The sequence below is a fragment of the Bacillus sp. FSL K6-3458 genome (assembly GCF_038005045.1).
Lineage (GTDB): Bacteria > Bacillota > Bacilli > Bacillales > Bacillaceae > Bacillus > Bacillus altitudinis.
This window is the reverse complement of the sequence record NZ_JBBOSI010000001.1, coordinates 511,092-536,326: the sequence shown is the minus strand read 5'-3', so window position 1 is coordinate 536,326 and position 25,235 is coordinate 511,092. Positions and strand designations below refer to the sequence as shown.

General features: G+C 41.9%; 29 protein-coding genes. 11 read left to right on the top strand and 18 right to left on the bottom strand.

Annotated features, from left to right (window positions below; all coding sequences use genetic code 11):
- Positions 1 to 50 precede the first annotated feature (50 nt).
- The 8 genes from qoxD to MHH23_RS02760 all read right to left on the bottom strand — a co-directional run bounded on the left by qoxD (position 51) and on the right by MHH23_RS02760 (position 9,318).
- Positions 51 to 431 (bottom strand): cytochrome aa3 quinol oxidase subunit IV, encoded by a 381-nt coding sequence (gene qoxD / locus MHH23_RS02795; protein WP_007497818.1) that lies wholly within the window; start codon positions 429 to 431, stop codon positions 51 to 53.
- A gap of 1 nt (position 432) precedes the next feature.
- Positions 433 to 1,050 (bottom strand): cytochrome aa3 quinol oxidase subunit III, encoded by a 618-nt coding sequence (gene qoxC / locus MHH23_RS02790; RefSeq protein ID WP_007497820.1) that lies wholly within the window; start codon positions 1,048 to 1,050, stop codon positions 433 to 435.
- A complete protein-coding gene (gene qoxB, locus MHH23_RS02785) occupies positions 1,050 to 3,008 on the bottom strand; it encodes a cytochrome aa3 quinol oxidase subunit I (RefSeq protein WP_007497822.1) in 1,959 nt (652 codons plus the stop codon). The genes qoxC and qoxB overlap by 1 nt, the downstream gene beginning before the upstream one ends.
- A 27-nt stretch (positions 3,009 to 3,035) precedes the next feature.
- Positions 3,036 to 3,992: a cytochrome aa3 quinol oxidase subunit II gene (gene qoxA, locus MHH23_RS02780; RefSeq protein WP_089374137.1), complete on the bottom strand. Its 957-nt coding sequence runs from the start codon at positions 3,990 to 3,992 to the stop codon at positions 3,036 to 3,038.
- Positions 3,993 to 4,505: 513 nt separating this feature from the next.
- Positions 4,506 to 5,588, bottom strand: coding sequence for a M24 family metallopeptidase (locus MHH23_RS02775; RefSeq protein WP_340958848.1), 1,083 nt, complete (start codon positions 5,586 to 5,588; stop codon positions 4,506 to 4,508).
- A gap of 7 nt (positions 5,589 to 5,595) precedes the next feature.
- On the bottom strand, positions 5,596 to 7,116 hold the full coding sequence (galT, locus tag MHH23_RS02770; RefSeq protein WP_340958847.1) for a UDP-glucose--hexose-1-phosphate uridylyltransferase: 1,521 nt from the start codon (positions 7,114 to 7,116) through the stop codon (positions 5,596 to 5,598).
- A gap of 31 nt (positions 7,117 to 7,147) precedes the next feature.
- Entirely contained in the window at positions 7,148 to 8,140 is a 993-nt protein-coding gene (gene galE, locus MHH23_RS02765; RefSeq protein WP_340958846.1) for a UDP-glucose 4-epimerase GalE, read from the bottom strand.
- On the bottom strand, positions 8,140 to 9,318 hold the full coding sequence (locus MHH23_RS02760) for a galactokinase (RefSeq protein ID WP_445285661.1): 1,179 nt from the start codon (positions 9,316 to 9,318) through the stop codon (positions 8,140 to 8,142). The genes galE and MHH23_RS02760 overlap by 1 nt, the downstream gene beginning before the upstream one ends.
- 181 nt (positions 9,319 to 9,499) lie before the next feature.
- On the opposite strand from MHH23_RS02760, the gene MHH23_RS02755 reads away from it, so the two are divergent.
- Positions 9,500 to 10,345, top strand: coding sequence for an AraC family transcriptional regulator (locus tag MHH23_RS02755; protein WP_178929755.1), 846 nt, complete (start codon positions 9,500 to 9,502; stop codon positions 10,343 to 10,345).
- 34 nt (positions 10,346 to 10,379) lie between these two features.
- Here MHH23_RS02755 and MHH23_RS02750 read toward each other — a convergent pair whose 3' ends face one another.
- Together MHH23_RS02750 and MHH23_RS02745 are read right to left on the bottom strand one after the other, a co-directional pair.
- Positions 10,380 to 10,637, bottom strand: coding sequence for a hypothetical protein (locus MHH23_RS02750; RefSeq protein WP_008345502.1), 258 nt, complete (start codon positions 10,635 to 10,637; stop codon positions 10,380 to 10,382).
- Positions 10,638 to 10,663: 26 nt separating this feature from the next.
- Positions 10,664 to 11,047 (bottom strand): GtrA family protein, encoded by a 384-nt coding sequence (locus tag MHH23_RS02745; RefSeq protein ID WP_024719496.1) that lies wholly within the window; start codon positions 11,045 to 11,047, stop codon positions 10,664 to 10,666.
- A gap of 458 nt (positions 11,048 to 11,505) precedes the next feature.
- Between MHH23_RS02745 and MHH23_RS02740 the strand changes: the two genes are divergently transcribed.
- The 5 genes from MHH23_RS02740 (at position 11,506) to MHH23_RS02720 (ending at position 15,252) form a co-directional block, all read left to right on the top strand.
- Positions 11,506 to 11,646, top strand: a complete 141-nt coding sequence (locus MHH23_RS02740) for an anti-repressor SinI family protein (RefSeq protein WP_008345506.1) — start codon at positions 11,506 to 11,508, stop codon at positions 11,644 to 11,646.
- Between the two features lie 298 nt (positions 11,647 to 11,944).
- The gene (locus MHH23_RS02735; RefSeq protein ID WP_340958844.1) at positions 11,945 to 12,634 is read left to right on the top strand and encodes a class I SAM-dependent methyltransferase; all 690 of its coding nucleotides are present in this window, start codon (positions 11,945 to 11,947) and stop codon (positions 12,632 to 12,634) included.
- Positions 12,627 to 13,295, top strand: coding sequence for a glycosyltransferase family protein (locus MHH23_RS02730; protein WP_340958842.1), 669 nt, complete (start codon positions 12,627 to 12,629; stop codon positions 13,293 to 13,295). The genes MHH23_RS02735 and MHH23_RS02730 overlap by 8 nt, the downstream gene beginning before the upstream one ends.
- 107 nt (positions 13,296 to 13,402) lie before the next feature.
- Positions 13,403 to 13,717, top strand: a complete 315-nt coding sequence (locus tag MHH23_RS02725) for a DUF485 domain-containing protein (protein ID WP_024719499.1) — start codon at positions 13,403 to 13,405, stop codon at positions 13,715 to 13,717.
- A complete protein-coding gene (locus tag MHH23_RS02720) occupies positions 13,714 to 15,252 on the top strand; it encodes a solute symporter family protein (protein ID WP_007497838.1) in 1,539 nt (512 codons plus the stop codon). Before MHH23_RS02725 ends, MHH23_RS02720 begins: the two co-directional genes overlap by 4 nt.
- A 30-nt stretch (positions 15,253 to 15,282) precedes the next feature.
- Here MHH23_RS02720 and MHH23_RS02715 read toward each other — a convergent pair whose 3' ends face one another.
- From MHH23_RS02715 to cidR, 4 genes are all read right to left on the bottom strand, one after another.
- Positions 15,283 to 15,657 carry a nuclear transport factor 2 family protein gene (locus MHH23_RS02715; protein ID WP_008345523.1) on the bottom strand — a complete coding sequence of 125 codons (375 nt, stop codon included), beginning with the start codon at positions 15,655 to 15,657 and terminating at the stop codon, positions 15,283 to 15,285.
- A gap of 113 nt (positions 15,658 to 15,770) precedes the next feature.
- A complete protein-coding gene (gene thiE / locus MHH23_RS02710) occupies positions 15,771 to 16,460 on the bottom strand; it encodes a thiamine phosphate synthase (protein WP_277687504.1) in 690 nt (229 codons plus the stop codon).
- Positions 16,447 to 17,271 carry a hydroxyethylthiazole kinase gene (thiM, locus tag MHH23_RS02705; protein WP_340958840.1) on the bottom strand — a complete coding sequence of 275 codons (825 nt, stop codon included), beginning with the start codon at positions 17,269 to 17,271 and terminating at the stop codon, positions 16,447 to 16,449. Before thiM ends, thiE begins: the two co-directional genes overlap by 14 nt.
- Positions 17,272 to 17,288: 17 nt before the next feature.
- Entirely contained in the window at positions 17,289 to 18,176 is an 888-nt protein-coding gene (gene cidR, locus MHH23_RS02700; protein WP_008345526.1) for a cidABC operon transcriptional activator CidR, read from the bottom strand.
- 165 nt (positions 18,177 to 18,341) lie between these two features.
- Between cidR and MHH23_RS02695 the strand changes: the two genes are divergently transcribed.
- Both MHH23_RS02695 and MHH23_RS02690 read left to right on the top strand, forming a co-directional pair.
- Positions 18,342 to 18,725, top strand: a complete 384-nt coding sequence (locus MHH23_RS02695) for a CidA/LrgA family holin-like protein (RefSeq protein ID WP_008345527.1) — start codon at positions 18,342 to 18,344, stop codon at positions 18,723 to 18,725.
- Positions 18,719 to 19,399, top strand: a complete 681-nt coding sequence (locus MHH23_RS02690) for a CidB/LrgB family autolysis modulator (RefSeq protein ID WP_007497850.1) — start codon at positions 18,719 to 18,721, stop codon at positions 19,397 to 19,399. The genes MHH23_RS02695 and MHH23_RS02690 overlap by 7 nt, the downstream gene beginning before the upstream one ends.
- 37 nt (positions 19,400 to 19,436) lie before the next feature.
- On the opposite strand, the gene MHH23_RS02685 is transcribed toward MHH23_RS02690, so the two are convergent.
- Positions 19,437 to 20,618 carry a class I SAM-dependent rRNA methyltransferase gene (locus MHH23_RS02685; RefSeq protein WP_019743483.1) on the bottom strand — a complete coding sequence of 394 codons (1,182 nt, stop codon included), beginning with the start codon at positions 20,616 to 20,618 and terminating at the stop codon, positions 19,437 to 19,439.
- Positions 20,619 to 20,735: 117 nt separating this feature from the next.
- Here MHH23_RS02685 and MHH23_RS02680 point away from each other — a divergent pair, with 117 nt between their 5' ends.
- Positions 20,736 to 21,119: a VOC family protein gene (locus tag MHH23_RS02680; RefSeq protein WP_008345541.1), complete on the top strand. Its 384-nt coding sequence runs from the start codon at positions 20,736 to 20,738 to the stop codon at positions 21,117 to 21,119.
- Positions 21,120 to 21,205: 86 nt separating this feature from the next.
- Here MHH23_RS02680 and MHH23_RS02675 read toward each other — a convergent pair whose 3' ends face one another.
- The 3 genes from MHH23_RS02675 to MHH23_RS02665 form a co-directional block, all read right to left on the bottom strand.
- Positions 21,206 to 21,934 (bottom strand): amino acid ABC transporter ATP-binding protein, encoded by a 729-nt coding sequence (locus MHH23_RS02675; RefSeq protein ID WP_007497858.1) that lies wholly within the window; start codon positions 21,932 to 21,934, stop codon positions 21,206 to 21,208.
- Positions 21,931 to 22,575: an amino acid ABC transporter permease gene (locus MHH23_RS02670; protein ID WP_024719504.1), complete on the bottom strand. Its 645-nt coding sequence runs from the start codon at positions 22,573 to 22,575 to the stop codon at positions 21,931 to 21,933. Before MHH23_RS02670 ends, MHH23_RS02675 begins: the two co-directional genes overlap by 4 nt.
- Positions 22,576 to 22,645: 70 nt before the next feature.
- On the bottom strand, positions 22,646 to 23,410 hold the full coding sequence (locus tag MHH23_RS02665) for a transporter substrate-binding domain-containing protein (protein WP_340958839.1): 765 nt from the start codon (positions 23,408 to 23,410) through the stop codon (positions 22,646 to 22,648).
- Between the two features lie 529 nt (positions 23,411 to 23,939).
- Between MHH23_RS02665 and MHH23_RS02660 the strand changes: the two genes are divergently transcribed.
- Together MHH23_RS02660 and MHH23_RS02655 are read left to right on the top strand one after the other, a co-directional pair.
- On the top strand, positions 23,940 to 25,025 hold the full coding sequence (locus tag MHH23_RS02660) for a response regulator aspartate phosphatase (protein WP_058337081.1): 1,086 nt from the start codon (positions 23,940 to 23,942) through the stop codon (positions 25,023 to 25,025).
- Positions 25,026 to 25,044: 19 nt separating this feature from the next.
- Positions 25,045 to 25,194, top strand: a complete 150-nt coding sequence (locus MHH23_RS02655) for a hypothetical protein (protein ID WP_017368302.1) — start codon at positions 25,045 to 25,047, stop codon at positions 25,192 to 25,194.
- Positions 25,195 to 25,235 lie beyond the last annotated feature (41 nt).

Below are 25,235 nucleotides of genomic sequence, written 5' to 3'. Positions count from 1 at the left end.
TCACAATCAGCATAAAAACCACTCACCTATGAAAGATGAGTGGTTTTTTATTATTTCTCTGAATGCTCAGACTGCTTTGGCGCAGATGGTGAATAACCGTCTTTGCTGTTCTCTCCGTGGCTGTAGTGAGCCGCGAAGATCCAAACAGACCCGATGACGAAAATGATCGCACAGAACAGACCAAACAAAGTATTTCCGACTTGAACAGTCCCGTTCTCACTCTCTGTCATATGCATAAACATGAACAGCTGCAAGAATGCTTGAATGAAGGCAAAACCAAAGATAATCCATAGTTTTGCGGAACTGCCAATTTCAGCTCCGATGGCAATCCAGAATGCTAAGATGGTTAGCACAATGGAGAGAATGAAGCCGACTACGTGTTTCCAAGGGAAGTGTTCGTGCTCTGCTGAGGAATGTGTTTTTCCAGCCATATCACAAAAGCCCCCCTAATCCGATCAAGTAGACAGCTGTGAAGATGAAAATCCATACAACATCAAGGAAATGCCAGTATAGACTTGAGATAAAGATCTTCGCTGCTGTTTGTGGTGTTAATCCACGTTTTTTAATTTGGAACAAGACGCCCGTAATCCAGAAGATACCGATGGATACGTGTAATCCGTGAGTTCCTAAAAGAACAAAGAATGCAGACCAGTATGCACTTGTATGGATGCTCGCACCCTCATGTACATAATGGAAGAATTCGAAAATCTCAAAACCAACGAAACCTGCACCTAGAAGCAGTGTCAGAATCGTCCAAATGACAACCCCTTTTGTACTTCCACGGCGCATTTCATGAACGGCAATCCCGCATGTAAATGAACTCACCAATAGCAGGAATGTCATGATCAATACAAGCTTCATATCAAATAGCTCAGCTGGCAAAACGCCGCCAGCTGTTCTGCCATGAAGAACAAAGTAGGTCGCAAAAAGTGTTGAGAATAACACGATTTCCGCGCCAAGGAATATCCAGAAACCAAGGATGTTTAAACGTCCTGTTTCAGACTGATATTCAAGCGGTGCATTTGCATAGCTGCTATCATTATGTCCCATTACTTCTGCGCCTCCTTATTCTTTTTCTCTGTTTCAATCACTTCTTCAACAGGAATATAGTAGCCATCGTCATATTCAAATGAACGTAAAATCATTGTTGCGAATACACCGATTAAGCCGATAACGCCAATCCAGTACCATTCAAATACAAGACCGAATGCACCAAGTCCGAAGAATGCAGACATGATCAGCGGTCTGCCTGAATTGTGCGGCATGTGAATTTTCTTGAATTCTTTTTCAGGATGAACGTCAACATTGTTTTGCTTCCAATGATGGAATGCATCTGGTGTCGTCACTTCTGGAAGTGCTGCAAAGTTATAATGCGGCGGAATTGCAGAAGATGTCGCCCAGTCAAGTGTACGTCCTTCTCCCCAGCTGTCTCCAGACACTTCACGTTTCGCGTGTCTCCAGCTGTAGTAAATGTTATAGCAAAGGATGATGAATCCGATACCCATCATGAATGCACCAATTGTTGAAATAAAGTTTAGTGCAGTCCAGCCATCTTCTGGTCCATACGTATAAATACGTCTTGGCATTCCTTGCAGTCCTAAGAAGTACTGCGGGAAGAAACAGATGTTAAATCCGATCATGAATACCCAGAAGAACCATTTGCCGATTCTTTCGTTTAACTTGTAACCAAACATTTTTGGATACCAGAAAACAAGACCAGCAAAACATGCAAAGACAGTACCTGCGATTAATACATAGTGGAAGTGGGATACAAGGAAGTACGTATTATGGTACTGGTAATCCGCAGCTGCCATCGCAAGCATAACCCCAGTCACACCACCGATTACGAAGTTCGGGATGAAACCAAGTGCCCAAAGCATTGGTGAAGTAAAACTGATACGGCCTCGATACATTGTAAAGAGCCAGTTAAAGATTTTCACACCTGTTGGTACAGAAATCGCCATTGTTGTGATCGAGAAGAATGAGTTAACCGCTGCACTGTTCCCCATTGTAAAGAAGTGGTGAACCCACACAAGGAAACTAAGAACAGAGATTGCCACAATCGATACAACCATCGCTTTGTAACCAAACAACTGCTTTCTTGAGAACGTCGCAAAGATTTCTGAGAAAATACCGAAAGCCGGCAGGATAACGATATATACCTCAGGATGTCCCCAAATCCAGAAAAGGTTCGCCCAAAGCATTGGCATACCGCCCGCTTCGAGTGTAAAGAATGCTGAACCGAATAAACGATCGAATGTCATAAGTGCTAAAGCAACTGTTAAAACAGGGAATGCGAAAACGATAATGACAGACGTGATCAATGTTGTCCATGTAAACATTGGCATACGCATAAGCGTCATACCTTTTGTACGCATTTTTAAGATGGTCACCATGAAGTTAATACCTGTCATTAGTGTACCAATACCTGCAATTTGGAGCCCGAGCAAGTAGTAGTTCTGTCCAGGTCCTGGTGAGAAATCATTTCCGGCGAGCGGCATGTAACTCGTCCAGCCTGCACTTGGTGATCCTCCAATAACGAAGGAAATGTTGAACAGCATTGCTCCGACCATAAATGTCCAGAAGCTCAAGTTGTTCAAATACGGGAATGCAACGTCACGTGCACCAATTTGAAGAGGAACCACGACGTTAATTAAACCAATTAAGAATGGCATCGCCATGAATAAAATCATGATCGTACCATGCGTTGTGAAAATTTCATTATAGTGGTTTGAATCTAAAAACGTATTATTAGGAAGCGCCAGCTGCGCGCGCATCATCAGTCCGTCTACCCCACCGCGGAAGAACATAATCACAGCAGCAAGGATATACATGATTCCAAGCTTTTTATGATCAACTGATGTCAGCCATTCTTTCCAGAGCCATTTCCACTTTTTGAAGTAGGTTAAAACAAACACAATAGCAATGGAAGTAAGAGCGATAGAAATTTGCGCACCAAGAATTAATGGGTCTCCAGTTACAAAAAACTCATCCCATTTTAAATGCATAACGGCCTCCTCCTTTCCTTAGTCAGTTTATTCGTTTTCTAGTTTTCGTTTATAGTTCTTCACATTCTCGAAAGGATCTGTCTTGGAATGCGGAGAAACTGATTGGTAACCTAAACGTTTGCGTGCTTGGAGTGCATATTCAGAATCCTCTCCGTGCTTCGCAAAAGATAAATGTGTTGATGAGAATGTCTGCACATCTGCAGCATCAGGAAGCATCAAGTAGTCATACGTTTTCTTCGTTAACTTCGGTGCTTCTTTTTTCGTTTTATTTACCCATTTATCATAGTCAGACTGCGTCATCGCATTGACTTTGAATTTTTGCTGAGCAAAGCCTTCGCCTGTGAAGTTGGCGTTTCTTCCTTCATATGTGCCTACTTCATCAGCTTGAAGATATTGTTCCATTTCCATTCCAGCCATCGCATACTTCTCCCCGCCTAGCTGAGGAATCCATAGTGATGCCATTGTATCAGCGGAAGTGATTTTGAATAAAACCGGCTGATCTTTTGGAATGTTTAAGTAGTTCACTGTTTCAATATTTTCCTCTGGATAGCTGAAGATCCATTTCCAATCAACTGCTGTAGCATAAACGACAAGTGGATCTTTATGACTTGTTGCTTGAGGCGCCTCTTCCAAAGAGTAAATGGTTTTTACAGTTGGAACTGAAAGGGCAGCAACGATTAATATTGGGATCACTGTCCAGACAACTTCTAGAAGCGTATTCCCGTGTAGTTCTGGGTTATAAGAGGCGTTTCCAACGTCCTTACGCTCACGGTATTTAACCAAAATGATGGTAAACAGTACAAATACCGCACCAACGATAAAGAGCATGAATCCAATAGATAATAGGATTAAGTCTTTTTGTTGTGCTGCGACTGGTCCTTTAGGATCTAAAACAGCGATATTGCTGCAACCTCCTAATACAAAAACACTCACGAGCATCGCTAATAAAAGCATAGGTTTAATGGCTCTGAACAAGAAGATCACCATCCTTCCTTAAATAATGTATAAATTGCTGAATAATTGTGAAAAGCCATCTGCCTTCGAAAACTTTTCTTCCCTTTGTAATGCTATCAAAATCTGTTGGAGTTAGCTCCCCTTTTTTCAAAAGTTCATTTATTTTTCAACAGATTTCTATTGAAATGTCATAAATTCGCCATAAATTTATATTATTGCACACACAATAAATTTCTAGGAATTTGAAAAGTTGAGAGTTGAAGGCAAAGGACAAACAATCAAGAACTTTGTCAAATTTAGGTTTACCACAATAAAAAAGTTTGGTCAAATTTCAATTTAACTTTATGAAATTTTATCTAGGTAAACAATTCTGAAATAGGTATCCCCATATTTAACAAAAACCTTACTCATTTTAACGCATGTCGACAAGAAAAGAAAGTATCGATCCTCCACCTATGCGCTGTAATGATTGGTAATGGTGATAAATGAGTGGAAACTCACTAAAGACTTCCAGCAAAAAACCGGCTCATCGCCGGCTTCTCATTATTCGTCTCTCACCAAAATGTCTGGTCGTCTATAGATGCTTCCTTCATGTTCTATGTCTATATACGTCCACTTGCCTGTATAGGTTAAAAAACGATTTCCTTCTTTCTCGACGACCATCGTATCTTCTGATTTCAATCCTGGTAAGGAAGGATTCCAAGTGAATACTTGATGAAGCTGGATCTCTTCCACCGATGTAGGAACTGCAATGATCTCTCTAGACACAAATCCAGTCTTGCCACCTTGGTGAAGCTTTTTCCAGCTATCAGGAAATCCTTCTTTTTCATATTGAGCAATGCCGGCCTTCAATACATCTCCAATGGTGTTCCCTGGACGAGTAGCCGCATTCATGACCGTGTCAATTCGCGCAAGCCTTTCCTTGTTTTCTTCAAGCTCCTTTGGTAGCTGTCCAAAGTAAACGGATCTTGTGACATTTGCCACGAGTCCATGCCGTTCAGCACAAAGGACAACCAGTGCATGCTTTTGAAATGCTTTTTCTGTTGGGATCGGGTGGCGATATTGATGAATCCGGTCATCTGTTGCCACAAGCAGCACTTCTATCGTCATCCCCTGCCCGATCGCTCTTTGAGCAACAAGCGAAGCAATTTCATGCTCCGTCTGTCCTGGAACGATTTCTCGACAGACACTTTCTACAATAACAGCTGTTTCATGACAAAGGGTTTCATATTGGCTGAGCTGTGGCGCTGAAAGGATCGATCGAACACGAGACAAATCGGGTTCGATCCATTCCACTCCTTCCATTTGAATGTCCGCACCAATTCGTTTGTCTTTTATGAGTGTTTGAATGTAAGGAGTCTCATCCTCAAACCAATCCATTGTGACGACTTGAAAGGGATGGTCAAAATACGCCATTTCTTCTTCAATGATTCGTTTTTCTTCCATTTGATTCACAACTAGGACAATATCGTCTTTCAACACAAGTAGCTGACAAACGCCCTCTGGCGTGTTTAACACAATGTGGTTTCTTCTTCCTCCTGTAAGCCAAGAAAAGTTATTACGCTTTTGAATCAGAACACCATCGAGTTGCTTTTCTTCCATTAAAGTTCTTACCTGTTCAATCATCAACTCATCACCTGCCTGTATGGAGTGTTTGAATGAAACGTTTAAATGCTGTTTTCCCTTGCTCTGTTCTTTTAAACACACCCGCCTGCGCGAGTATACGGGAAAAAATGAGGCCGATTTCTTTTTGTAAAATGGCTTCTACGTTGTCCTTCGTAAAGGTATTCTCTTCGATCAGACGCTCTGCCCATGACTCGTGCTTCATGATAGACGGGCAGGCTTTGATTTCTTCAAGAGGGTGTTTGGATAGCAGCGCCGCTTTTAGCTGGCTTAATTCCTCTGCTAATCTTCCAGGAAGGACGGCGAGACCCATGACCTCAATTAAACCGATATTCTCTTTTTTAATATGATGAACTTCTTTGTGCGGGTGGAAGATTCCGTCGGGGTGCTGCTTGTCTGTACGGTTATTTCGTAGCACGAGATCTAATTCGTACTCATCCCCATGACGACGTGCAATTGGTGTAATGGTATTGTGCGGGGTCTCTCCTGTATGAGAGAACAGACCCGCTTCTGGATCTGAATACATTTTCCACTCATGTAATATAAAATCCGCTGCCTCCGCAAGCGTCTGCTGGTCGCTACTTTGAAGCCTGATCACTGACATCGGCCATTTCACAATACCCGCCTTCACCCTCGGAAACTTTTCGAGAGAAAACACTTCTTCCATCTTTGCTTTCGCCATCGGAAATTCATGAGCACCACCTTGAAAGTGGTCATGACTTAATATGCTGCCTCCAACAATGGGAAGATCAGCATTTGATCCTATGAAATAGTGCGGATATATAGATATGAAGGAAAGCAGACGCTCGAAGGTCTTTTTAGATATCTGCATTGGTTCATGCTCGCCCTTGAACACAATACAATGTTCGTTGTAATACACATACGGCGAGAATTGCATAAACCACGACTCATTTGTAAGTGTCACCGGAATAATCCGGTGATTCTGTCTTGCTGGGTGATTGATGCGTCCCCCAAACCCAACATTTTCTTTACAAAGGAGACAAAGAGGATATTGCTTTTGACTCAGCTTTTTGGCTTCAGCGATCGCTTTTGGGTCCTTTTCCGGTTTCGATAGATTAATCGTGATCTCAAGCTCACCATCTTCGGTCGGTGTAAACCACTGCACATTTTTGGCAATTCTGCCTGTATGAATATAGTGGGCATGCTGCTGCATTTCATAAAACCAGCTTGTCGCTGCCTTTGGTCCGCAATGCTTGCGTTTCTCTTCAAACTTTGCATAGATGACACTCGGAGGCGCCACCAAGCAGCCCATGATTTTGGCATCTAATAAATCACGATACGTATCTGTCCCGTCAGGAATAAGACCTGTTTCAACTGCCCAATCGAGCATCGGCATTAAGATGTCTTCAAGGTCGCTGTCTCCTGAGACTGTTCTTGCCTCAGCATCATCGAGACCAAGCACCTCTAGCAGCCGGTTCCTTGTATAATCCATATCTAGTGGTGATATTAGCTCTTTATTGATCCCGTATTGAATCAGCTGTTCTAGCTTTTCAAAAATATCAATCGCCATTCCCTTTGTCTCCTCCCCTGCCTGCTACACGTTACTCACTTTGATAGCCATCTGGATGTTTCTGAAACCAATCCCATGCACTTTGAATGATGGTGTGGAGATCTGCATATTGCGGCTTCCATCCTAGTTCTTTCAGCGCTTTTTCTGATGAAGCAATCAGCTTAGCTGGATCACCCGCACGTCTTTCTGCCACCTGTGCTGGAATGGCATGGCCCGTCACTTCTCTTGCGACTTCTACGACCTGCTTCACAGAGAAGCCTGTGCCGTTCCCTAAGTTGTACGTCGCGCTTCCTTTTCCTTCACGAAGACGCTCAACCGCTAGAATGTGCGCCTCTACTAAATCCATGACATGAATGTAGTCTCTAATGCATGTGCCATCCTCTGTTTCATAATCATCACCGTAAATCATGATTTGATCACGTTTTCCTAATGCCACTTGCAGAATAATTGGGATTAAATGCGTTTCTGGCTGATGATCTTCACCGACAATCCCTTCTGTATGAGCACCGGCTACATTAAAATAGCGAAGCACAGCGTATTCGATACCATATGCCTGCTCAGACCACTTCAGCATTTTTTCAATCGCGAGTTTTGTTTCCCCATAAGGATTTGTTGGGTTCGTCTCATCCGTTTCAACGATCGGTACACGCTTTGGTTCACCATATGTCGCAGCAGTTGAAGAGAATACAATGCGTTTCACATCAAATTCATTCATCACCTGAAGTAAAGCCGTTGCCCCTCCGACGTTGTTGCCATAGTACTTCAGCGGGTCTGTTACACTTTCTCCAACAAGTGAATCTGCCGCAAAGTGCATGACCGCTTCAATGTCATGTGTTTGAAAAACACGTCTTAAAAAAGCGTGATCCCTTAAATCTCCCTCTTCTAATACGGCACCCTTTACGACTGCCTCTTTATGACCTGTCTGCAAATTATCCACAATCACCACTTGTTCTCCTTTAGCCAAAAGAGCCGCTACCGCATGACTGCCAATAAAACCTGCTCCCCCACATACTAAAATTGCCATCAAAATTCCTCCTTCGTTAATTCTCTAGCGCCGCCTCCAATTCCAGCTGTGTAAAAAGAGGCTTGAATGCCTGTTTTTTCTTGATAAATCGCACCTGTTTCTTCTATAAATGAGTCTAGCAGCTCTTCTTTCACAATGCTGACGGTACAGCCCCCAAAGCCAGCACCTGTCATACGAGAACCAATCGCCCCTGGATGTTGCCATGCGGCTTCAGCCAGTGCATCTAGCTCAAGCCCAGTGACTTCATAATCATTCTTTAAAGAAAGGTGAGATGCCTTCATGAGTGCACCTAGTTCTTCCATTTTATCATCTTTCAGAAAATTTACTGCTTTCATGGTCCTCTCGTTTTCCGTGATGGCATGTCTTGCACGTCTTCTACACGTTTCATCTTGTATCAAATGGTCATGCTTAGCGAATTCATCCTCCGTGAGCTCACATAAATGTGCGATGTCGATTTCTTTTTTAAGATCGTTTAAAGCAGATTGACATTCTGAACGGCGTTCATTGTATTTGGAATCTGCAAGTGTTCGTTTTTTATTTGTATTGGCAATGACAAGTGCCAGACCCTCTTGCCGAAATGGACTGTATTCAAAGGAAAGCGTGTCACAATTGAGCAAAATAGCGTGACCTTCTTTTCCAAGACTAATTGAAAATTGATCCATAATGCCGCAGTTCACGCCAATAAACTCATTTTCAGCACGCTGCGCAAGAAGGGCTAGGTCGATTTGCGTTACACCGAATGACGACCATTCATTGATCAAGACAGCCGTGACGAGCTCAATAGAGGCAGAGGATGACAGGCCTGCGCCATTTGGGATATTGCCGGCATACACAATATCAAAGCCTTCTTTCACATCCATGCCTGCTTCGATAAACTGTTGGAATACTCCCTTCGGATAGTTCGCCCAGCCGTCCGATTCTGAGAAAGCGATTTCAAAAAGATCGAACTCTTTCACACCTTCTTCTTCAAAATTCAAGGAATACATTCTGACGCGTCCATCTGATCGTCTTGCTCCCGCAGCATATGTACCAAGGGTAAGTGCACATGGAAAGACATGGCCCCCATTATAATCTGTGTGTTCACCAATCAGATTGACTCTGCCTGGGGCGAAAAAATAGCGGAGTTCTTCCTGATCTCCAAATTGCTGGTGAAATGTTGCTCGTAATGTGTCGATCATATCCATTCCCCTTTTCTCTTCTGATAATCTTATTTTAGTTGCCCTGTCAGCTGAAGTTCAATGGTAAAAAAATCGTTAAAAAATACCCTTTTTTTGCTGTGAATGGTACGATGTGATATGAGGTGTAACATGATTCAAAATAGAAAAAGGTTGTTTTTTGCTGTGAAGGAGGGTTTCCAATTTGAAGAAAGAAGCATTTGCATTTCGTTTTCACCATTCTGATGTGACATTGCCGGCCCAAATCTGGTCTGTTGGCTGGGAAGTTCAATCATCTTCGTTATACAGCTGGAATGGCGTAGAGCGGAAGGATCAGGGCAAGTGCATCTTTCAGCTCACACTGTCTGGACACGGCATGATTGAAATCGGACAGAAACGATTCAAAGTATTGCCTGGACAGGCCTTTCTAGTGAAAAGCCCCAGTGCTTATCAATACTATTTTCCAGAAGACAGTGAACATTGGGAATTTCTCTATTTAACACTTTATGGGGAAACCTGTGACCTTTGCTTTGATCAATTTATCGATCAAGGAAAGCAGGTCATGCGTTTTCATCCGAATTCCAAACCGATCCGCCTGCTAAAGAAGATTTATGATGAAGCCAGTGAAAGACGGATTACCAATCCATTTGAGGGGTCTAGCCTTGCTTATCAATTTGTCATGGAACTGTATTCATATTTGCCAAAGCTTGAGGGACAAATGGAGAAATGGCCTGAGCCCATCGTCCAAGCGGCCTTATTTGCAAGCCACCATTTTCACGAGGAGATTGGGCCTGACGATATGGCAGCTGCGGCACGTTTATCCAAAAGTCATTTTACGAGGGAATTCAAAAAGGCAACTGGCTTCACACCGATTCATTATTTAACCAACATTCGTTTAGAAAAGGCGGAAACGTTACTGAAAACAACGAAATACTCGATTGAAGAAATCGCCACACAGTGCGGCTACCGAAATGCGAATTACTTGAATAAAGTCTTTCGAAAGAAAATCGGCATGTCTCCAAAGCAACTCCGGGAAACAAGCGATGCATAATAAAAAGCAGCCGCTTTTCAATTGGCTGCTTCTTTTACGCTTTCGTTAGGTCAACACGAATTCTCCCTTGTCTTAAAACAATGGTCATTTGCGTATCAGGGGTCATTAAATTTTCTAAAATGTCCGTTGCTGTTTGAAGCGCAATGTCCATCCGGTTGATCTTTTCCTTTTCTTGTTCAGAAAATGCTTCTGGATGTGCGGTCATTTCCTTGACTAGCCTCAACACTTGTTCATGCTGCTTTTCTGTTTGTTGATATATGGCATCATATAATTCGTCTGGCCTGCTGCTCATTTCACATCACCTATCTTTTTCATGTGTTAAATCGCATCTTCTTTTGTTTTCTTGAAGACGAACCATTTACTGGCGACATAATTGACCACGACAATCACAAAGTTAACAAGAATTTTTGCGACGGTTTCGTTGAGCGCCATTTGGCTCACAAATAAAATCATCAGCCCCAGATCTACACCTAGAGACATGAGACGGACACTAAAAAATGAAGAAAGCTCACGCATCAGGCTTTTTGTGTCACGAGCCTTTTGCTTGAAGACATACTTCTTATTGGTGATATAAGCAAAGAGCACAGCAAATACCCATGAAACAACCGTTGCTGTTTTGTAATCCATAGAAAACATCTCAACGAATAAATAGAAGCTGACTATGTTGACAATGGTTGTACACACACCCATGATCAGATACATGACAACTTCTTGATACTTTTGAAAAAGGCTATACATGTCTTTCTTCATTCCTTCTTGGTGAATTCTGTTTCTTTTAGAATACCATCTTAAGAAGAACTTCCCAAACGAACAATATGTGCGTCCTGCAAAGATGAAATTTGTTCACGCTGATGGCATATGTCAACCTTATTGGTTTATATGAGTCAAATGATTTAGGTCTTTATCATTATTTTAATTTATAATCTTTTAACTGACTTTACAATTGTTTATTATGAGAAGTAAGAATTCAATATTTATGGGTTTTTTAGTCATTTTTTTAGGGACGTGGTAGGTGATAGTTTTTACAAAATAGGTTAAATGTCATCATTTTTCGACAAAAATCTATTTTTGTATTCCATTCACATACACGTACAGTTACTAGACGGTTTGTTCAAGTCATTGGTTGCAGATGAATATGTCTTATTGAACTGGAGGATATTATGGATACGCAAGTGAAAAGAAGAGTTGACGAAGAGTGGGTTTATTTGATTCAAGAAGCGAAAAAAATTGGACTAGGCATCGAGGAAATACAAGCTTTTTTAACATCCAACGGTGATCAGAAGATGATAAACAAACCGTAATCAACGCCGTTATCCTTTGTCTTTCAGATTGCTTTGGCTAAAGTTCTAACCTGTCAATTGACCTTTTAAACATCCTTTCATGACGATACGCTACAATAATTGAACACCTCATCATACCAATCCCTTCCACTCAATGGGGTTCTGTCTTTCTATTTTTAGGAGGACAGTCCGTTCCCTGTTCTTTATATGACCCCTTTTTAGCTGTCATTCATGAAAATTGCCCATTTTCGTTATAAAACCAAGCTCCCCACCCATATATTAAGCATAAGACACAAGAAAGAAGAAAGGTGGGTGGCGCGTGAGTTCAGATTCCCTATCTTATTATCATCAAAAGAAGGATCAATATTATCACGGTGTGAACCCTGTGATTGTCCATCGTATTCGCAAGGAATGGACGTCTATCTTGGATATCGGATGCGGCACAGGCCAGCTTGGCAAAGTCCTAAAACAACAAGACCGTACTGTATATGGAATTGAATCTTTTGAAGATGCGGCAAAGCAGGCTGAGAAAGCGCTGGATCATGTTTTATGCGGCAATATTGAACAGATGGCGCTGCCTTATCAGCATGAACAATTTGACTGCATCATTTTCGGAGATGTTCTTGAACATTTATTGGACCCTTGGGCCGTTTTAAAAAAGGTCAAACCCTTTCTAAAAAGGGAAGGGGCCATCTTGTCTTCCATTCCGAATATTGGTCATATTTCAACGGTTTTAGAATTACTGGCCGGGAGATTTACTTATACAGATGCAGGGTTAATGGATCAAACACATTTACGCTTCTTTACCCTTCACGAAATTCATGCCCTCTTTCAGTCAGCCGGGTTTCATGTTCGTGAGCTTGAAACCATTCGTGTACAACACCCTTCCTATACGGGCGTCATGAATGATCTACATGAATTACTCGTAAAACATGGCATCCGTTTTGATTTTAACGAGGCAGCGACAGCCTATCAATACGTGGTTGAGGCGGTTCAACTCAATGAGTAGCCCCACCATCTTATTTGTTTTATGTATAAATGATGAGTCGATGTTTCAAGCTTGCTTCCGGCAGCTTGCTTCACTTCCTGCTCCGCACGGGTATCATGTAGAGGTTTTGCCCATTAGACATGCATCAAGTATGACCTCTGCATACAATGAAGCTCTCACTCATCCTGCACAGTTTAAAATTTATCTTCATCAAGATACACTCATCGTCAAACAGCATATGCTTCTCGAGCTGATTCCACTTTTCTTGCAAAATCCGTCACTTGGCATGCTTGGGGTAATAGGTGCAGAAAGTGTGCCAGACAATGGAATCTGGTGGGAGAGCCATGATTGCAGAGGGAAAGTCATTGAATATCGGCACGACACCTATCAGCTGCTGACGTTTGAAACTAGTCATCCACAGACAGAAACCCAAGGTTATATCAAAGCTTCTGCTATTGACGGTCTTTTTATGGCAACACAATATGATATCAAGTGGCGTGAGGATCTTTTAGACGGCTTTCATTTTTATGATGTGTCACAATCTTTTGAGTTTGCACAGCAGGGATATGAGGTTGGGATTGCAAGGCAAGTGGAGCCCTGGTGTATTCACAAATGCGGAGATCATTTTGATGCAGAAGCATATGAAAAAGCAAGACAAACATTTCTTGCAAATTATCGATAGAAAGCACCCTTTTCGGGTGCCTTTTTTATGATATACTGTCATAAACAACCAGATCGGCTCATATGCATTGGAGTACCTTGTCCCTAATTCGTACAAAGGAGGAAACAATGGCAGACAAAAACGTTCATTATAAGAAGGTTGCCGCTTCAAAGGATTTTCGAAAACTTCTTGAGGAAAAACGCAGATTTATCGTACCGATGACGATTTTCTTTTTTCTCTTTTACTTTTCACTTCCGGTTGCTACATCCTACTTCACCTTTTTGAACACGCCAGCAATTGGAGCGATCACGTGGGCTTGGTTATTTGCCCTCACGCAATTTGTGATGACATGGGTTTTATGTGGACTTTATGCAAAAAAAGCAGCTCAGTTCGACAAATATGTAAGCGCTTTAAAAGTTGAATCAAGAGGTGATGACGAATGAGTATGACCGCTTTTATTTTATTCATAGCGATCGTAGGGCTCACATTGGTCATCACGTATTTTGCTGCGAAAAAAACAAGCAATGCGAGTGATTTTTACACAGCAGGCGGCGGTCTGACTGGGTTTCAGAACGGCCTTGCCATTGCCGGGGACTATATGTCTGCTGCTTCATTTTTAGGGATCGCCGGCATGATCGCCTTAAATGGATTTGACGGCTTTTTCTATAGTATTGGTTTTCTTGTAGCGTATCTTGTCGTCCTTTATGTCGTGGCTGAACCGCTTCGAAATCTAGGAAAATATACGATGGCTGATATGATTGCTGCACGATTCAAACGCCCTGCTATTCGAGGCGTGGCTGCTTTTAACACCATCACGGTTTCCACTTTTTATATGATTGCGCAGCTTGTTGGGGCAGGTGCATTAATCAAGCTGCTTCTTGGCATTGATTACTGGATTGCGGTGCTGATCGTAGGTGTCTTGATGACCATTTATGTCGTGTTTGGCGGCATGATCGCAACAAGCTGGGTACAGATCACGAAAGCTGTGCTTCTCATGCTGGGCACGCTGATTATTTCGCTGCTTGTGTTTGCCAAGTTTGATTTTAGTCTGCTGAAGATGTTTGAACAGATGAAAACAGCGACCCCGCTTGGTGAAGCTTTTCTTCACCCGGGAAATAAATATGATGTGCCTTTAGAGACCCTGTCTCTGAACCTTGCACTTGTGCTTGGAACAGCAGGTTTGCCGCATATTTTGATCCGTTTTTATACGGTAAAGGATGCCATTTCTGCGCGTAAATCTGTTCTATCCGCTACGTGGATCATCGGGATTTTTTATTTAATGACGGTTTTCCTCGGCTTCGGTGCCGCTGCTTTTGTCGGAACAGATGCAATTACGGCAGCCGATGCAGCAGGAAACATGGCAGCACCACTGCTTGCACAGGCCCTAGGGGGAGATTTATTATTTGCCTTTGTTTCCGCTATTGCCTTTGCGACTATACTGGCAGTGGTCACCGGTCTCGTTTTATCCGCCGCGTCTGCCTTTGCTCATGACTTTTATAGCCAGATTATCCGCAAAGGAAAAGCGAGTGAACGGGAACAGGTGAAGGCGGCACGCTTTGCTTCTATCGGCGTGGCCATCCTTTCCATCATTCTTGCATTATTTGCGCAATCTTTAAACGTCGCTTTTCTTGTGTCACTTGCCTTCGCAGTAGCAGCAAGTGCGAATTTACCGTTGATTATCTTCACTGTCTTTTGGAAACGATTTAACTCAACAGGGGCTATCGCAGGAAGCTTAACAGGTCTTCTGAGCGCACTCCTGATCGTGTCACTCAGCCCAAGCGTCTGGGACCCATCAGGGGCAGCCATTTTCACAGGAGAGCCGCTTATCCCACTATCGAACCCTGGGATTATCTCGATCCCGCTCGGATTCCTTGCGGCTTACTTAGGCACCATTTTCTCCTCTGAAAAAGCAGATGAAGACACCTTTACAGAAATTCAAGTAAAAGCACACACAGGTATGCATATGGATACAGATTGATGAGAAAAAGCCGGCTGCTCTGCCGGCTTCTTAATATCGCTGGAATAACTCTGGGTTTTTCGGGACGTTTTCTAAATAAACGATCTTTCCTTGATCATCCAGCTCTGCAATATCAATGCCTTCTGCTGTATATACACGACCGTCTGTTAACTTTCCGCAAACAGCCCAGTTTGTTTCATACTTCCCATCTTCACGTTTCACCCAGCCATCCCACATATGCTTAATGTCTTCATGCACGTGGAAAAATGTGTTCAAAAACTGTGTGAATGCTTGGATGCCAGGCTTTTCAGCACCATTTAAGACAATCATGACATCATCTGAAAACAATGCCAGCAATTCGTTCATTTGCTCTTGCCCTTTTCCCGCTTCATCATATCGGCGAAAATACGTATCGAGCACTTCCATCATTCATTCTCCTTTATTTACCTGTCATTTCGAAAACAATCGAACAATTAGATTGTACACAATTGTATCTCTACTGTCTATTTTTCACGCAGATAAGAAAAGACATGGATGAGTCAATCCATGTCTTTTACAGATGAAAGAGCTGCTTTCTCTGACTCGACAAGAGATGTTAGTTCTTCCGCAGCTTTTTTCGGATCAGCGCTTTGGCTAATGGCGCTGATGATGCTAATGCCATCGGCTCCCGCTTGGATGACTGGTGCCGCATTTTCATACGTGATCCCGCCGATGCCCACAATAGGAATGTGAAGACCGTGTTGACGTACTTCGTTGATTAAAGAAACACCTTGGACACTGCGTGCATCCTTTTTTGTTTCTGTAGGATAGACTGGACCCATCCCTACGTAGTCTGCCCCGTCCTTCATCGCTTGCCTCACTTCATCTAGATTGTGCGTGGACACGCCTAATATTTTATTACCGATTCTTTGCCGTACATCTTGTGCAAGTGTATCTTCCTGCCCAACATGGACACCATCTGCATCAAGATCTATTGCAAGCTGTACATCATCATTTACGATAAAGGGAATATTCGCTTCTTGGCAAAGTGCTTGAATCTGCTCAGCGATTTTTTTCTTTTCTTCACCTTGCAGAGCACCTTCACCCTTTTCACGAAACTGAAACATCGTGATCCCGCCTTGAATGGCCTCTTTCACCACATCAAGCGGATGCCGGCTTGTATTCGCTGTTCCCATAATAAAATAAACCGATAATTGCTGTTTGATTAGCTGCTGATCAACCTTCGTCATGCAAAACTCCCCCTATTTTCCCTAACGTGATCACATCTTGACCATTTGTATTGGATAGCGTGTTTAACAATTCGATTTGAAAGGTGCCTGGCCCTTTCTCTTCTGTCTGCTGAGCTGCCTTTTCTGCAGCGACACCATAAAACAGCAGAGCTGATGCCGACGCATGAATGGGCCGTTCCCCTGTTGCACAAAATGCCCCTATGACAGAGGTGAGTAAACAGCCAGTCCCCGTCACCTTGGTTAACCATTCGTGTCCATTATGAATAGATAGAACCTCTTCTCCATCTGACACGACATCCACTTTTCCCGTAATCGCCACAACGGTTTGAAGGGCTTTTGCCGCCTGCTTTGCTAAAGACGATACATCTCCATTTGCCCCTTTTGCATCAACCCCTTTTGACTGCCAGCCATTCACTCCAATTAAATGAGCTATTTCAGCAGCATTCCCTCTGACAACAGTGATGCCCACTTGCTGTAACAGCTGTTTCGCCGCACTCGTCCGAAACGTTGTCGCACCAACACCAACAGGATCCAATAGAACCGGTACACCTTTTTCATTGGCCGCTTGTCCAGCAATGACCATCGCCTCCACCGTATCCTTTGTTAGTGTGCCGATATTCAGCACAAGTGCATCCGCTAATTGCGCCATTTCTGCCACTTCTTCTTTGGCATTTGCCATGACTGGAGAAGCACCTAAAGCAAGCAGTCCATTCGCTGTAAAGTTCGTCACAACTTGGTTGGTGATATTATGGACAAGCGGATTTTCCGCTCGAACCTTTTCCAAAAGATGAGACACGCAGCTTAATTTCATCTGTATCGTCCTCCCTTTTACTCTGCATCCCACACATAGGATTTTGTATGCTTTAACCATTCTCTTGCAGCAAAGGACAAGTAGCGGTCCTTTCGCCAAATGACACCCAAATGCCACGGAATAGACGGATTTAAGGAAATGATCCTCACTTTATCAGGATCTAGATCACGGCAAATCCGTTCAGGTAGAAGCCCGATTCCAAGGTTCTCAGCAACCATTTCACTGATGAAATCCCATTGTGACGTTTCATAAATAACGTTCGGCCTGAATCCTGCATTCATACATTCATTTAAGATTCGGCTGTGCAGAACGAAATCTTCTCGAAAGAAAATAAAAGACTCTTCCTTTAAATCAGCCAAATGAACCTCATCACGTCCTGCCATCGGATGTGATGGATGGGTGACAAGCTTCATATTCTCTTTAATGATGGTGTATGTATGAAAAATTTTATCATTTGCAGGCAGAACAATGACACCAATATCTAATGATCCATCCTCTACTCCTTCCTCTACTTTAATGGAGCCGTGCTCCACCAATTGAAAGGTGACATCTGGATACTGCTGGCGGAATTCCCCCATCACATTTGGGAAAAAGCTTGATCCAATCATGGGCGGCAGTCCTATTCGGATATGTCCTTTTTTCACATTCATTAAATCATTTAATTCACTCGTTAAATTCTGAAAGGATTGTGTGATTTCACTCGCCTGTGTATACATGGTTTGTCCAGCATCTGTCATTTCAACCTGTCTGCCATTACGGTAAAACAACTGAACACCTAGCTCATCCTCTAGGTTTTTGACCATCTTGGAAATGGTCGGCTGCGACACATAGAGCGATTGCGATGCTTTCGTAAAACTCTTTAACCGTGCCACTTCTAAGAAATATGTTAAATGTCTGATGTCCACATGGTTCACCCTTTCTATAGACAAAAGGAATACTAACTATTCGATATATGTATTTTACCTATAATAGAACGTGCTGTACACTTTAAAGTAAGCTCACCGATTAGAACGTTGTGTTGTTTTTGTGAAACAGTGAACAATTTATATAGAAAAAGGAGTGAACAGAAAGTGCAATTGCTCAAAACGTCGCTGATTGCTACCCTTCAGATTATGGCTTTATTTGCTTTTGCGAAATTGATGAATGTGCTGGCGGCCTTTTTGCATTTAAGAATTCCGGGCACGATCTTAGGCATTCTTGTCATTTTCTTATTACTTCATTTTAACATCATTAAATTAAAATGGATTGAACTTGGCGCCGTATGGCTGCTCGGAGAACTGCTGCTCTTCTTTATCCCTTCAGCAGTAGGTGTGATTGATTACGGAACATTACTTTCTCAATCTGGCACAAGTATTGTCCTTGTGGTTTTACTTAGTACCTTTGTGGTCATGCTCTCGACTGGCATGATGACGCAGATGATTGCGAAAAGAAAGGAGCGAAAAAAGCTATGTTAGTTGGCGGACTATTTTTGATCCTAACCATTCTGATCTATCTCGGATCAAAAGCGGTTTATAAACGTCATCCGAAAGTCTATGTCTCCCCTTTACTTGTGACACCGGTTGTTCTTGTGGTCTTGCTGTTAATCGTGAACATTCCTTACGACGCTTACAATCAAGGCGGAAAATGGCTGACAAATATGCTTCAACCTGCGACTGTGGCATTTGCCATTCCTTTATATAAGTATTTTCACATTCTGAAGAAGCATGCAGTAGAAATTATTTTGAATGTGGCTTGCGGTTCTATCGTTGCAATTTTATCAACAGCGTTTATCGCCAAATTGTTTCATTTGGACACGAGTCTGATCGAGAGCCTCGTCCCAAGATCCGTCACAACACCCGTTGCGATGAGTGTGTCTGAAATGATTGGCGGGATGCCGTCCGTTACGGCTGTCTTCGTCATTTTAACAGCATTATTTGGCTCAATCATTGGGCCATTGGTTATCCGTTATTTCCGTATTGATAATGACATTGCAATGGGCGTTCTGCTTGGTACAGGAGCACATGGTGCAGGCACATCGAAGGCCTTTGAACTGAGCTCCGTCTCAGGCACGATCTCAAGTGTGTCCATGATCATTTCGGCCATTATTACATTATGTGCAGCGCCTATCCTGATGTCGTTTGCCCTATAGAAAAAGCCATTTCCCCTTATCGGAAAATGGCCTTTTCTTATGCTTGGATGAAGACAACCTTTAAATAGTTCCCCTCAGGATAATTTTTCGTTGTACGGAAGTCCTCAGGAAGTGTATATTCCTCAAGAATACGATACGTTTTCCCAGATTCTTTAAAGGCCTGTGCAATAAATCCTTTAAACTTTTTCATCCCAAATGCACTGCTATTGGTTGACGCCACAATGACGCCGTTCTCAGCTGTGATCTGGATGGCTTCTTTTAATAGTTTCTTATAATCCTTCGCTGCACTGAATGTGTGTTTCTTCGTTCGTGCAAAGGAAGGTGGGTCCAAGATCACGACATCATAGCTCCAGCCTTTTTTCGCCGCAAACGGGAAATATTTAAAGACATCCATGACTTTGATATCCTGCCCGTCTACATCAATGCCATTCACTTCAAACTGCTCAGATGTTTTTTTCAAACTGCGGTTTGCAACATCTACACTTGTCGTACGGCTTGCCCCGCCAAGCGCTGCTGCTACAGAGAAAGCGCCGGTATAAGAGAACGTATTAAGGACGGTCTTTCCTTTTGCATAGCGATCTCGAATTGCTTTTCGCACATGACGCTGATCAAGGAAAATACCTGTCATCGCACCATCATTTAGATAAACCGCCACGTTCATCCCATTTTCTTTGACGATAAGAGGAAATTCACCTTTCTCCCCTTTTACAAAATCGTCATCTTCGATATATTGTCCAGACGTATCAAATCGCTTCTTTTCATAAATGCCTTTATAGTCAGGGTACACCTGCTCAATCGCAGCCAATACATCTTCTTTTAATGTATAAACACCTTCGCTATACCATTGGATGAGATAGAATCCATCATAATAATCAATCGTGATTCCACCAATTCCATCCCCTTCCCCATTGAACACACGGAAAGCCGTCGTCTGTGCATCACGAAATAGATGCGTTCTGCTTTTGGATGCCTGTTCAAGTTTAGAAACAAAAAAGGCCTGATCTATTTTTTCGTTAGCGTCAAAGGAAAGCACCCAACCGATGCCTTTATTTTGCACACCATAATATCCTTTCCCTAAAAAAGAGCCTCTTTCATCTACCCATTCAATGAGCTCGCCTTCCTGTACACCGTTCACACGCGACACAGCATCTTTTGAAATAAGCGGATATCCCTTTTTCACTTGTTCTGCAAATGTTTGTTTTAATGAGATTTTTTTCATTTGTGTCATCCTTATCCTAAATTGACTCTCTCTATCCTACCATATGAATGTATACGTTACTTCTATTATGATAAGATGAGGAGAAAAATATCAACTCGACATAGAGGAGGCTCTTTTTTGACAACATTACGCTTAGATCATACAGGGATTATGGTGACAAATATTGATCAGTCCATTGATTTTTATGAAAAAGTGGTGGGCATGAAATTAAAGGATCGCATCACTCATACAAACGGAGTCATTGAACTTGCCTTTCTTGGCTTTAAAGACGAAGCAGAAACGGAAATTGAACTCATTCAAGGGTATAGCAGTGACCTTCCATCTGAAGGAAAGGTCCACCATCTCGCCTTTACAACAGATAATATTCACGCGGAATTCAACCGTATTCAAAAGCTGCAAATTGAGCTAATAGATGAAGAAATCACAACTTTGCCCAATGGCTATTGCTACTTCTTTTTCCGAGGGCCAGACCAAGAGTGGATTGAGTTCTTCCAACGATAATATTTCCTAGGAAATGCATGCGAATCGGTATATTCATTCTCGTCACAAAGAAAAAGAGTAAGAGCATACCTGCTCTTACTCTTTTTTTATAGCACCTTACTAAGAAACAATTTGGTACGCTCGTGCTGTGGGTTTCCAAAGAGTGCTTCTGGTTTGTCCTCTTCGACGATATATCCACCATCCATAAAGATCACGCGGTCTCCCACTTCTCTTGCAAAGCCCATTTCATGTGTGACGACAATCATCGTCATTCCTTCGACTGCTAATTGTTTCATAACAGCTAAAACATCCCCAACGACCTCAGGGTCAAGAGCAGATGTCGGCTCATCGAATAAGAGCACTTTCGGGTCCATCGCCAAGGCTCTTGCAATGGCAACACGCTGTTTTTGTCCACCAGATAATTGGTTAGGGTAACTTTTGGCCTTGTCTTTCAAGCCAACCTTTTCAAGCAAGTCTAATGCTTTATCGACTGCGGCTTTCTTCTCCATCCCTTTTACTTTCACCGGTGCAATCGTGATATTTTCTAACACGGTTTTATGAGGAAATAAATTAAAGTGCTGAAACACCATGCCAACTTCTTGTCGTACTTTATTGATATTCACTTTTGGGTCTGTAATCGTATGTCCGTGGACAACAACTTCCCCAGCCGTAATATCCTCTAATTTATTGAGACATCTTAGAAATGTGCTTTTCCCTGATCCTGAAGGACCAATGACACATACAACCTCTTTTTCCTCGATGACTGCATTAATATCCTTTAAAACTTCGTTGTCACCAAAGGATTTCTTTAAGTTTTTCACCGTAATCATACTCATTTCACATCAAATCTCCTTTCTGCGTAGCTAGCCAGTAGAGAAAGTAAATAAATGATCACGAAATAAATGACACCGACAATGAGCCAGACATTCAAAGGATCAAAGGTAGCCGATGCTTGAACTTGTCCCCGCTGCATGATATCAGCAATACCGATAATCGATAAAAGAGAGGTGTCCTTCAAACTGATGATGGCTTGGTTAGTAATGGCTGGAAGCATACGGCGAAATGCCTGTGGAAGGACGATAAAGCGCATGTTTTGTCCACCTGTGAATCCTAAAGAGCGTGCGGCTTCAGTTTGTCCTTTATCAATGGACTGAATCCCTGCACGAATAATTTCTGAGAAATAAGCTCCTGCGTTAATCGCTACTGTAATAATCCCTGCCGGCACTCGGTCAAGTGAAATGAATTCAAGTGTATTTAGCCCAAAATAAATGAAGAATAGCTGTACGATAAATGGCGTACCTCGAATGGCATTGACAAAAACGAGTGAAATAAAGTTCAAGATTTTAAATGGTGACAGGCGGAATAGCGCCACAATCAACCCGATGATAAAACCTAAAATGATAGCAACAACAAAGATATATAAAGTGGTTTGCAAACCCTCCATTAAATACGGAAATGCATTAACAATCGTATCCATGTTTCTCCCTCCCTAATTCACATACGGTTGACACATAAAGAAAGCGCGCTCTGAGCGCGCCTCGCTTGTGTTATGACTTCAAATATTTCTCAATAATTTTGTCATATTCACCGTTTTTCTTTAGGTTTTCCAGCCCTTTATTGATTTTCTTCAATAAGTCCTGGTTTTTCCCCTTCATCACTGAGATCCCGTATTGGTCTCCATTCAAGCGATCTCCAACTGTTTTCAATTTCAAGTCTTGCTGTGCGATCGCATACGTGATGACAGGATAATCCTCAATTAAAGCATCTGCATTTCCATTAGATACTTCTTGGAACATAGATGGACTGTCATTGAATTGAACTACTTCATACCCATATTTGTCTGCGTTATCTGTTGCAAATTTTGCACCTGTTGTCCCATTTTTAACAGCTAGCTTTTTCCCCTTTAAATCATCAATCGATTTGATGCTGCTGTCCTTTTTCACAACAACTGTCAGACCAGCGTCGAAGTATGGATCTGAGAAATCCACTTTCTTTTTACGCTCATCTGTAATACTCATGCCACCCATTCCAACATCAAGCTGACCTGCTTGCATCGCTGGAATAATCCCTGAGAAATCCATTGCTTCAAGCTTCACTTTGAAGCCTTGGTCTTTCGCAATGGCGTTAATTAAATCAACGTCTATTCCCACAGTTTTACCGCCCTTTTCAAATTCAAATGGCGGATATGTTACATCTATCCCGATTTTATATGTGCCTTTGCCTTCTCCCGAACCGCTGTCTGATTTTGAACCACAGGCTGCCATGACGAGCACAACCATTAGTCCCATGATCAGTAACATCGATTTCTTCATAAAACACGACCCCCAATTGTCAGTTTTGTCTAAATATTCGCAACAACAATCTTACTATACCACGCTAAAGCTATACTGTGTGATATTTTTTATCAATACCAAAGATCCATACAATTCTAGATCGATAGTCTCTTTAAATTTTACTTTTTTGCGAATAACTCATTTTATTCTGAAAGAAGCATGTTTCACAATATTCATGTGATATAATCTCACAAAAAATCGCGAACACTCCTTTATAAATAACACTTCTTTCTCACCTATGAAAAAACCCTCTTTCACTGTCTCTCTTCCTCTATTGATATCCTGATATATTTTTTTCAATATCCTCTTTTTACCTAAAAAAATGTAAGCGTATACAATTTGATCATTACTCCCTATTTTTTTCACTACTGGTTGAATTTACATCAAAAAACATGTTTTACAAATTGAGATAGACCGCTTAAAATATAAGAAGATACTTAATATGGAAAGATGATTCAGACAAATAAGAATCAGCAGAAATGAATAGGTGAAGAAAGGAGGATACCAATTGGCAGAAACAGGTGTTTTGTCATCCGTTGATGTAGCAAATATGCTAAATGACTGGTATGTCTTGATGAAAAAAAGAGACATACAAGAAGCAATACAGCTAAAAGAAGAGATTCTTCAAGCATTTGATCGAATGGAAGAGAATCAAGACGTCTTACTCTACTATCAACTTTTAGAATACCGTTTCAAAGATTTAGTCGAAGATACAGCTTCGTTAGATCACAGTCTTTTTGTGGATGAAAATGCGATTCGTACAGATGATATGCTCAGCTACTATTTCTATTTCTTTAAAGGCATGTATGAAATGCGCAGAGGGAATCAAGATACAGCATTTCACCATTTGAAATTGGCCGAGGATAAATTAGATCTCGTACATGATGACATTGAAAAGGCAGAATTCCATTATAAAACAGGATGTCTATACTATAATATAAGATCCACACTTCTCTCCATCCACCACTTAAAAAAGGCTTCGTCTATTTACGACGCAGATCCATGTTATGTGAAAAAATCAATCAGCTGTCAAATGATGCTTGCTCTGAATTATGCGGATCAATCGAAATATGAAGAGGCAGAAGCTTTGTTTGGACAGGTGATTCACTCACTCGAACAGATGGAGGATCCAGATTTACTTGGTCACGCGTATTGCAATGCAGCCTTTATTAAAAGTCTAAGAAATGAATACAGTGAAGCTGTACCGCTCCTAGAAAAGGCTTTATTGATTGAGGCATTCGAAACTTCTTCTCCAGGCGGCTATTTACTGGCCTTGTATGCCTACACGAAAGCGCTGTTTAAGCTGAAAAAGCCTGGTTTGTTCCACTATTATGTACAGCTTTCACTTCAAAAAGCAGAAAATTTAAAACAACGAAACATTTCACTTAAATTATCCATTTTAGAAACATTGATGCTCCAGCCAGACAACATGATTGAGCAGATCATTTCTTATTGTGATCAATTAGAATCTATGAATTTCCTTGTTGATCTTGAGGCTATCTGTCAGGATGTAGCCGCCTACTTAACTGAAAATGGTCTTCCGAAAGAAGCGATGTATTTTCAGAACAAGGCATTGTCATTCAAAACTTGTTAAGAAGATGGAGTGATGTATGATGAAAAAATGGCTGATCTCAAGTGCGATTTTTGCGCTCTTGTTCACAGGTGTTTGGATTGGCACTTCTACACAAAAAGGCAGCCCGTCTGCACAATCGCAAGATGACGGTACGATCATTCAAAAGAGAGATCGAGGCACCAACCCTTAATAAGACTGAAAAGAGTAGCTGTCATTCAAAACAGCTACTCT